This is a genomic window from Microcystis sp. LE19-84.1B (assembly GCF_027531875.1).
GTDB classification, from domain to species: domain Bacteria; phylum Cyanobacteriota; class Cyanobacteriia; order Cyanobacteriales; family Microcystaceae; genus Microcystis; species Microcystis panniformis.
The window spans coordinates 1-8,996 of record NZ_JAPZSR010000393.1; the positions used below are offsets into that span (position 1 = coordinate 1).

The window sequence follows — 8,996 nt, forward strand, 5'->3', positions numbered from 1 at the left end:
GGTGATTGTTCTGCTTTATTTTTCGACTTTTCTAGTCGCAAATATTTTCTGAGATTAGAGGTTTGCCAACCAAAGCGAGTATGGACTGTTGCCAATTGAGACAGTTGCTCAATAGCCCATTTTTGTCCGAGCATAACCGGCGAGAAACCTTTTCCAGACTTAGCCCCTTTTCTACCTGAAGTTAAATCAACATCGGCTTTGACATACTCAAAGTAAATATCGGTAATTGGATAGATTTTGGTTAGTTCCGAAACGACTCGAAGTTCAAGTTGACGATTAGCTCTGATTGAGGGAGCTAATTTTCCTTGTCTTCTATTTGAGAATCGCTTTTGTCGATGCGCTCTTAGACTAAAAGGAAGTTGGCGGTTAATCCGTCTTTTTCTACGTCCTCTTCGCATTAACCGTCTATTGTCTAGGCGCTCTCTTACTCGTTTAAAAGGAAGTTCTAAGTGAGCCTTCCAAAGAGTAAAAAGAGAGGATTGAACGCCAATTCCAGAGAATAATTTACCCGGGTCAATACCAATGGCAATCGGTTGGGTTTTGTTATCGGAAGGTTCAGTGGTTAGCTGGACATAGAAAATATCTAAGTCGTTGAATTTACCGATAGCTTTTCCTTCTTTAATCCATCGTCTGGCCCGACTGGGTTTGGTGGGCATTAACGGTTTTCCGTCTTTTGAGATAACAGGAACTCTTGCCATGGAGATAATCCTTAAGAGTGAAGTTAATGTCCCTTACCGCAACACAATCAAGATGTCTTGTCTAACAACGCTTTACCAATAAAGCTTAGAGAGAATCCGAACTAGGGAAGTATTCGGAGGTCTGGGCCAGATTGTGTCTCGATGCGGTAGTCTCTACTTGCGGCGCCTAAATTGGTCTAGGCAAGCCCCGTCGCTTTTAGGGCGGGGTTAGTGACAACTATTCCTTGCCTCCTGTACCTTTTGCTGCTAAATACTGATACATTTGCCAGCGCGTATCCACATCTGCTTGTGCTTCTTTGAGCAGACGTTTAGCTTCCTCCGGCTTACTGGTGGCCAACATCTTAAAGCGATTCTCCGAGTAGAGAGTTTGCGCTACGGTAAGCTTAGGCGCACGGCTGTCCAATTGTAGGGGATTTTTGCCTTCTTTAGCTAAATCGGGATGATAACGGTACATTAACCAGCGACCGCTTTCCACCACTTCTTTTTGATGGTTCATGGCGGTGGTCATGTTGATCCCGTGAGCAATACAGTGAGAATAGGCGATAATTAACGATGGCCCGTTATAAGCTTCCGCTTCTAGGAAAGCTTTGATAGTTTGCTCGTTTTTTGCCCCCATAGCCACGCTGGCCACATAGACATTACCGTAGGTCATGGCCATTAAACCGAGGTCTTTTTTCGGTCCCGGTTTGCCACCAGAAGCAAATTTAGCTACGGCGGCGCGAGGAGTAGCTTTCGAGGCTTGTCCGCCAGTATTCGAGTAAACTTCCGTATCCATGACCAAAATATTCACATTGCGACCACTGGCTAAAACGTGATCTAAGCCACCATAACCGATGTCGTAGGCCCAACCGTCACCCCCGACAATCCAGACGCTTTTCTTGACCAGATAATCGGCCACGGATAACAACATTTTCACCTGCGTGGTCGGGGTTAATTGCCCTAAACGGGATTTTAAGGACTCTACCCGTTGCCGTTGTTCGTAAATTTCCGCTTCATCGACTTGGTGACAATTGAGAATATCTGCCGCTAGACTTTCTCCGATTTCACTAGCGAGGGTTGCTAACAGTTCGGCGGCAAATTCTGCCTGTTTATCGATGGAAACCCGGAATCCTAAGCCAAATTCGGCATTGTCTTCAAAGAGGGAATTCGACCAAGCTGGACCGCGACCTTCGGCGTTAACTGCCCAGGGTGTTGTCGGTAAATTACCTCCGTAGATAGATGAACAACCGGTGGCATTAGCCACTATCATGCGATCGCCAAATAGCTGACTGACTAATTTAACGTAGGGAGTCTCACCACAACCGGCACAAGCACCGGAAAACTCAAAGAGAGGTTCCTGCATTTGCTGATGGTTAATTTTGTTGAGATTTAGGCTTAATCGGTCTGGATTAGGCAAATTAAGGAAGAAATCCCAGTTAACTCGTTCCTGTTCCCGCAGGGGCAATTGGGGAGCCATATTAATGGCTCTTAGACGCGGTTGCGATTTGTTTTTAGCGGGGCAAACATCAACGCAAAGACCGCAACCGGTACAATCTTCGGCGGCCACTTGGATGGTGAATTTTAGCCCTTTCCAGTCGTGATCCTTGGCATTAGCGACTTTAAAGGTTTCCGGGGCCGTGGCTAATTCGGCCTCATCATAGACTTTCGAGCGAATAACGGCGTGGGGACAAACAAGAACGCATTTTCCGCACTGAACACAGACATCTGCATCCCAAACGGGGATTTCTTGGGCAATATTGCGTTTTTCCCATTGGCTAGTGGCGGTGGGATAGGTCCCATCGTTGGGAAGGGCGCTAACGGGCAATTCCTCCCCGTGACGGGCGATAATTTTGCCGAGGACTTCTCGGACGAAAGCGGGTGCGGTGTCGGGAATTGGGGGTCTTAATTCAAAAGCTTCAGGGGTGACAGTGGCGGGAATTGGCACTTGATAGAGGTGTTCTAGGGCAGAATCCACGGCTTTAATGTTCATCTGCACGATTTCTTCGCCTTTCTTGCCGTAGGTCTTGCGGATGGCTTTTTTGATTTGTGCGATCGCCTCTTCCCGAGACAAAACCCCCGCTAGAGCAAAGAAACACACCTGCATCACGGTATTAATCCGGCTGCCCATCCCCGCTTCTTTGGCCACTTGAGTGGCATTAATCGTATAAACTTGCAGATTTTTGTCGATGATAGTTTGCTGGAGATGGCGGGGTAGGTGACTAAATAGCTCCTCTGGTGGATAGGGACTATTGAGGAGAAAAATTGAGTTCGGTTTAGCGGTTTCTAGCAGGTCAAATTGTTCGATAAATTCCCACTGATGACAGGCGATAAAGTTAGCATCGGTGATTAAATAGGTAGAGCGAATCGGCTCCGGTCCAAAGCGTAGGTGAGAAACGGTGACGGAGCCAGATTTTTTGGAATCATAGACGAAATAACCCTGGGCATAATTATCAGTATCTTCACCGATAATTTTAATTGAGTTTTTGTTAGCTCCCACCGTACCATCGGAACCTAAACCGTAGAAAACCGCCCGCACTACTTTGTCTGGTTCAGTGGAAAAACTGTGGTCATATTCCAGACTGGAAAAGGTGAGATCATCAACGATACCAATAGTGAAGTGATTTTTCGGTTTGTCGAGACTTAAGTTATCAAATATACCAGCAACCATGGCTGGAGTAAATTCTTTGGAAGATAAACCGTAGCGTCCTCCGACAATTTTCGGCAGCTTACCTTCGTACTCCTCCATAAAGGCATTTACCACGTCTAAATATAGCGGATCGCCCCCGGCACCGGGTTCTTTACAGCGATCTAAAACGGCTATTTTTTTCACTGTGGTGGGCAAAGCTGCCAGTAATTTGTCGGCGGCAAAAGGACGATAAAGACGAACTTTTAAAACCCCAACTTTAGCCCCATTTTGATTGAGATAATCCACGGTTTCATGGACGGTTTCCCCTCCCGATCCCATTAAAATAATCACTCTTTCGGCATCGGGCGCACCGTGGTATTCATAAAGATGGTATTGCCGTCCTGTTAATTGGGCAAAACGATCCATAATTTTTTGGGCGATATCGGGACAAGCATGATAGAAAGGATTGACGCTTTCCCTTGCCTGGAAATAAACATCGGGATTTTGTGCTGTGCCTCGTAACACCGGTCGATCGGGAGTTAAAGCTCTTTGACGATGGGCAATAATTAGGTCTTCATCTATCAGTTCTTTGAGAGTTTCATCGCTAATTAATTCGACTTTTTGCACCTCATGACTGGTACGAAAACCATCAAAAAAGTGCAGAAAAGGAAGCCGCGTTTCTAGGGTGGTAGCTGTGGCGATTGCTGCCAGATCATGAGCTTCTTGAACGGAATTAGCTGCTAACATAGCCCACCCTGTACTTCTGGCAGACATAACATCACTATGATCCCCAAAAATTGACAACCCTTGGGCTGCTAAAGCACGGGCCGCCACATGGACCACTGAAGAGGTTAATTCCCCCGCAATTTTGTAGAAGTTGGGGAGCATTAATAATAATCCCTGGGAGGAAGTGAAAGTAGTAGTTAAAGAGCCTGTTTGTAGCGCTCCGTGCAGGGTTCCCGCTGCCCCACCTTCGCTCTGCATTTCGATTACGGAAGGAATGGTTCCCCAGAGATTAGCTCTGCGTTCGGCGGCCCAACTATCAGACCATTCACCCATAGGCGAGGAGGGAGTGATAGGATAAATAGCGATCACTTCACTGAGACGATAGGCAACGCGTGCAACAGCTTCGTTACCATCTATTGTTGCATAGGTTTTTGTGGTCATGTGTTCCCCTTAGTTTTTACGATATTTGTCGGGATTTTAAGTTTTTTTACGGCTCAATTTCGCACTAAATATCCTCTCGTTTCCCTGACAACCGAAGGACTTTCTTGAGCGTCGCTTTTGACTCCCTATCTACTATTGGACGCTTACGGCAGACAGGCTTAAGTAGAGCAATTTTTCTGTCTCCACCTCGATCATTATCCAGATTCTCGGCTTTCTAGCAATTCGTTATTTTTTCTTAATACGCTGCTGAGTTTGCCCGCAACCGACCCTGGTATTAATTAATATTCAGAATTGAGATAAAAATTAATGATACTTTTTTTAAAAAAGTGCTAGGTCAGAAGATAAGCTGTTGACTATCTAAATTACTCATTAAGACTGTCTATGAGCAGGGAGAAGGAATTATGAATTATTAATTATGAAGTGGGGAGAAGGGAGACTTTTCAGTTATCAGTGAACAGTAATCAGTAATCAGTGAACCGATACGGCCTTTCTCGTAAAGGTGAAGCACAGATTAACCCTTGCTAATCAAGTATTGTAGCCGCAAGAACGAACCTCATCTATCTGAGAAACGCTGTAACTCGCATCTGATAACTGATAAGGGACTTGCGCTTTGATAATGTACCTTTTGGGCGAACGCAGTCCGCCCCTACATTGTGGACAAAATCCGTTACTGTAGGGGCGCAAAGCTTGCGCCCTCCGATCGATTGGGATATTATTCCCAAGCAAGTCCCTAACTGATAACTGATTCAAGGCTGTCTCGGAGTCTCCTAACCAAGCACGACAATTTTTGATTTTCGCAAGAGATCTAATAATCAGTTGATTTAGTCGGCCGATGAAGTTAAGATGTACTAGGTTAAACACAAATGAACTAAAGTACAAATTATCTTAACCCAAGGATAGGAAAATAGATCATGACTAACCTCGAATCCCTTACTCAAGCGCAACAGGAGTTGTACGACTGGCTAATTGAGTACATTCGCACTACTCAGCACGCCCCTTCCATCCGGCAAATGATGCGAGCGATGAATTTACGCTCTCCCGCACCGATTCAAAGCCGTTTAGAACGTTTACGCACCAAAGGCTATATTGATTGGACAGAAGGAAAAGCACGCACCCTGCGGATTCTCAAACAACCAGTGCAAGGTTTACCAGTTCTAGGCGCGATCGCTGCTGGTGGTTTAGTGGAACCCTTCACCGATGTGGAAGAAAAACTCGATCTTTCTAACCTGTTGCAACGCAGCCAAGACTGTTATGCCCTGCGCGTTTCCGGAGACAGTATGATCGAGGATCATATTGCCGATGGGGATCTGGTGATTATGCGTTCTCTCACGGGTAATGAAGCGGTGTCCAATGGAGAAATCGTCGCCGCCAGAGTCGAAGGCCACGGCACTACTTTAAAACGTTTCTACCAAGAAGGCGAAATCATCACTCTCCAACCCTCCAATCAAAAATATCAACCAATTACAGCCAATACTGAACAAGTACAAGTGCAAGGGGTTTTGGTTGGTGTTTGGCGCGGTTATTAGCCAAAACTGGGGCGCACTTAAGCGCCCCGATCATTTTTCCTCTCCTTGCTCCAGGAAAAGAATCGGGTGGGCCAACTAGGATAATATAAGGGTTTCAGCCTATCCCGAACTCAGGTGTTTTAACTTTTATGCCCAAAAAACAGAAGTATCCCCATCTCTTGGGATCAAAATGGACGGCAAAACAAAAAACATGGGGCTGGCGACATTTTCAAGTGGTCAATCGTCAAAATCGCGGTCAATGGGTTTTTGCCGAATTAGTCGCTTCCTGCGATCCGACTGTCCGCTTCTGGATTAATGCTAAACAGTTGCAAGACGCGAATCTCTGGCAATCCGGTTGGCAAACCCTAACAGAAATGAACCAACCCGACAGCGCCGACGAGATTATTGTTAATTAAATGCAGTACAGCCTACGGACTTGCGCTTTGATAATGTACCTTTTGGGCGAACGCAGTTCGCCCCTACATTGTGGACAAAATCCGTTACTGTAGGGGCGCAAAGCTTGCGCCCTCCGATCGATTGGGATATTATTCCCACGCAAGTCCCCTATTACTGTTCCATAAAGGTCCGCACCGTGCCATCAGAACCAAGAACTAGACGCAATTGAGGATTACCAGAGATATCGAGGGGAGAAACGAAAGGTTGATTGAGCAGGGGCATATTAGTGCGATCGAGATAGATTTTCGCCGCCTGTCCCAGGGGAATAATCTGTTTTAGGGAACCATCCTGATTTAAGACCAAACGGTACTCTAGAGTATGCTTGAGACTTTCCGGCGGTTGCCAACGGGATTGAAAATATTCTCTGGTTTCTGCCACTTGGGGAATTGTATCTAGTAAGTTCGTCTCTGGGGCTTTAGCGGTACTTGTGGGCGGTTTGGGGTCTAAATTGACATTTTCGGGGTTAACAGGGCTTAGAGGCGGTAAATTGGGCAATTTTGGCGGTGCTGGAGTCGGATTCATCGTGGTGGGGGGAATATTTGCTAGTGCATTTGTACCCTGAGCGCTGGTGACGGGGGGGGCAGTAATCGGGATGTTCTGATTATTCGGTTCAATTACGATCGCCGTGCCGCCGGGACGCGAACCCGTGACTGGTGGCGGCGGTAAAGTGGACGGCGGAATCACTAGGGGGACGCTAGAGGGACGAACTGGGGCTGGAACGGTTGCCACGGGGGGCGGTGGCGGTAAAGGGGTTTTATTGCCCAAATTTGCCGGTAACTGCGGGTTTGGGGCGGCTGTTCCCGTGGGGGGTAAAGGCAGCGTTGGCAAGGGTTGGGGAATCCTGGCGCTATTGGGATCGGTGGTTAAATCATTGTTGGTTAGTTCTTGCTGTTGATAAAATGCGATCGCTATTCCCCCGATAGTTATTAGGGCTGAGGCGATTAATCCCGTCCAGATCAGGGTATTCTTTCGAGTTTTCTGGCGAATTAAAGGGGGTATTAGGGGACTTTCATGGTTGTATTCCCCTAAAGCATTGGCTAGGTCGAATAATTGCGATGTGGTTAATTCAATCTCCTGTTTATCTCGATCGGTTAGCAGGGAACCCAAAAATAATTGATGCTGGAGAAGTCCCTGACAACGGAGAGAGGGTAAGGAGGGAAGATGACTTTCGGGGGAACCACTAGCCACGAAAGAGAGGGTAGAAACGGGACTAGAGAGTAAATTCTGCACATAATTAGCGACAATTTCCCCTAGGAGTTGCAATTGTGTGCGATCGCCCTTGATTGTCACCTGTTTTTCCTCACTCAATCTAGGATCATCAAAGCGCAATTGAAAGTGGGCATCGTTTAAGACATTTTTACCTAACCAAACCGCTAGAGGCGAACTATTTCCCCAAATTTCTAGGGTACAGGTGGGGGGTGTATATTTGCGAATTAGATTACTCATTTTTAGTTATCCGTGGGAATTATAAATTATGAATTATGAATTATGAATTATGAACTGGGAAGCTTTTTTTCAGTGTTGCCAAAGGCACGGCGTAGCCGTCCAGTGATCAGTAAACAGTGAACAGTGAACTGAAAACTTACATCTGAAAACTTACATCTGAAAACTTACATCTGATAACTTACATCTGATAACTGATAACTGATAACTGATAACTGATAACTGATAGCCTTTTTACTTTTTACTTGCCAAAAGGGTGTGCCAGAGAAGGAGATGACTGCGGGGGCTGCTGTAGAACAATAAATCGATTAATAATTTCCAGGCTAGGGAAATCAGGCTAGAATCGCTGAGATTATTTTCCGATATTTCTGGGTATTTTAAGCGAAAATTATCGATATAATTGCCCAAAAGCGTGGTTTTGACCGGTTCTTCTCCTTGAGTTCCCACTTGTTCCAAGAGAATTACAGCGCGACGGATTAACTCTTGCTTTTTTTGGGCCAGATGACAAAGGAGGAGAACTAGAGAACGGATGTCCGCTAGGGAGAGTTTTGACTGGGGTTGCCAGTAGTGGGCAACTAGGCGATCGCTTGTATCCAGATCTAAGGCTAATTCCTGGGCTGCTTGGGTGATAGACTCGGAGTCTAAATTAGCTAGAGAGACTAAAGCTGCCAAAATCAGGTTTAAATAGCTATTAATATTCTCTAACTGCTCGTTACTGGGTGAGATAGCTAGGGGTAAATCCTCACCCGTGGAGGACTCGGCAGACTGAGGCATAGTCAAGGACATAGATAATAAGGAATTGCCAGCAGAAAAACTTGGGTTTAGGAGAAAAAATCACTGGTTCTAAAGTGTCATCGCCAATTTTGGCTCTGAAACCCCCTTCTAAAAGGACGGCTTTACCGTTAAATACTAGCGCATTTACACGATATATGCTAGAATGTGAGGCATGGAAAAAGCCTATTCGTTTCGATTTTACCCCACACCCGAACAAGAGTCGCTATTGCGGCGCACTTTGGGCTGTGTAAGATTGGTTTACAATAAGGCACTCCATCTCAGAACACAAGCATGGTACGAAAGACAAGAAAGAGTAGGATATACTGAAACTTCTTCAATGCTAACCGA

At 46.0% G+C, this 8,996-nt stretch carries 7 protein-coding genes; 3 read left to right on the plus strand and 4 right to left on the minus strand.

All coding sequences use genetic code 11. The annotated features are described in order from the left end of the window. On the minus strand, nt 1-698 hold a 698-nt coding region (locus O9324_RS21975), incomplete at its 3' end, for an RRXRR domain-containing protein (protein WP_288141306.1). 217 nt (nt 699-915) lie between these two features. After that, nucleotides 916-4,470, minus strand: coding sequence for a pyruvate:ferredoxin (flavodoxin) oxidoreductase (nifJ, locus tag O9324_RS21980; protein ID WP_288141307.1), 3,555 nt, complete (start codon nt 4,468-4,470; stop codon nt 916-918). A 911-nt stretch (nt 4,471-5,381) separates the two neighbouring features. Here nifJ and lexA point away from each other — a divergent pair. Together lexA and O9324_RS21990 are read left to right on the plus strand one after the other, a co-directional pair. Continuing rightward, entirely contained in the window at nt 5,382-5,996 is a 615-nt protein-coding gene (gene lexA / locus O9324_RS21985; protein WP_287628320.1) for a transcriptional repressor LexA, read from the plus strand. Nucleotides 5,997-6,124: 128 nt separating this feature from the next. Continuing rightward, entirely contained in the window at nt 6,125-6,391 is a 267-nt protein-coding gene (locus tag O9324_RS21990; protein ID WP_002737176.1) for a TIGR02450 family Trp-rich protein, read from the plus strand. Nucleotides 6,392-6,542: 151 nt separating this feature from the next. Here the strand turns inward: O9324_RS21990 and O9324_RS21995 are convergent, their stop codons facing one another. Next, entirely contained in the window at nt 6,543-7,877 is a 1,335-nt protein-coding gene (locus tag O9324_RS21995) for a DUF4335 domain-containing protein (RefSeq protein WP_288141308.1), read from the minus strand. A 231-nt stretch (nt 7,878-8,108) separates the two neighbouring features. Further along, nucleotides 8,109-8,648, minus strand: coding sequence for a DUF3038 domain-containing protein (locus O9324_RS22000; protein ID WP_288141309.1), 540 nt, complete (start codon nt 8,646-8,648; stop codon nt 8,109-8,111). 172 nt (nt 8,649-8,820) lie between these two features. On the opposite strand from O9324_RS22000, the gene O9324_RS22005 reads away from it, so the two are divergent. After that, nucleotides 8,821-8,996, plus strand: a 176-nt coding sequence (locus O9324_RS22005) for a helix-turn-helix domain-containing protein (protein WP_287729465.1), incomplete at its 3' end; no start/stop codon positions are given.

Excerpts from the sequence above, each read along its gene's own strand:
- O9324_RS22000 (WP_288141309.1), bottom strand. The coding sequence starts at position 8,648 with ATGCCTCAGTCTGCCGAGTCCTCCACGGGTGAGGATTTACCCCTAGCT.
- O9324_RS21995 (WP_288141308.1), bottom strand. The coding sequence starts at position 7,877 with ATGAGTAATCTAATTCGCAAATATACACCCCCCACCTGTACCCTAGAA.
- nifJ (WP_288141307.1), bottom strand. The coding sequence starts at position 4,470 with ATGACCACAAAAACCTATGCAACAATAGATGGTAACGAAGCTGTTGCA.
- O9324_RS21990 (WP_002737176.1), top strand. The coding sequence starts at position 6,125 with ATGCCCAAAAAACAGAAGTATCCCCATCTCTTGGGATCAAAATGGACG.
- lexA (WP_287628320.1), top strand. The coding sequence starts at position 5,382 with ATGACTAACCTCGAATCCCTTACTCAAGCGCAACAGGAGTTGTACGAC.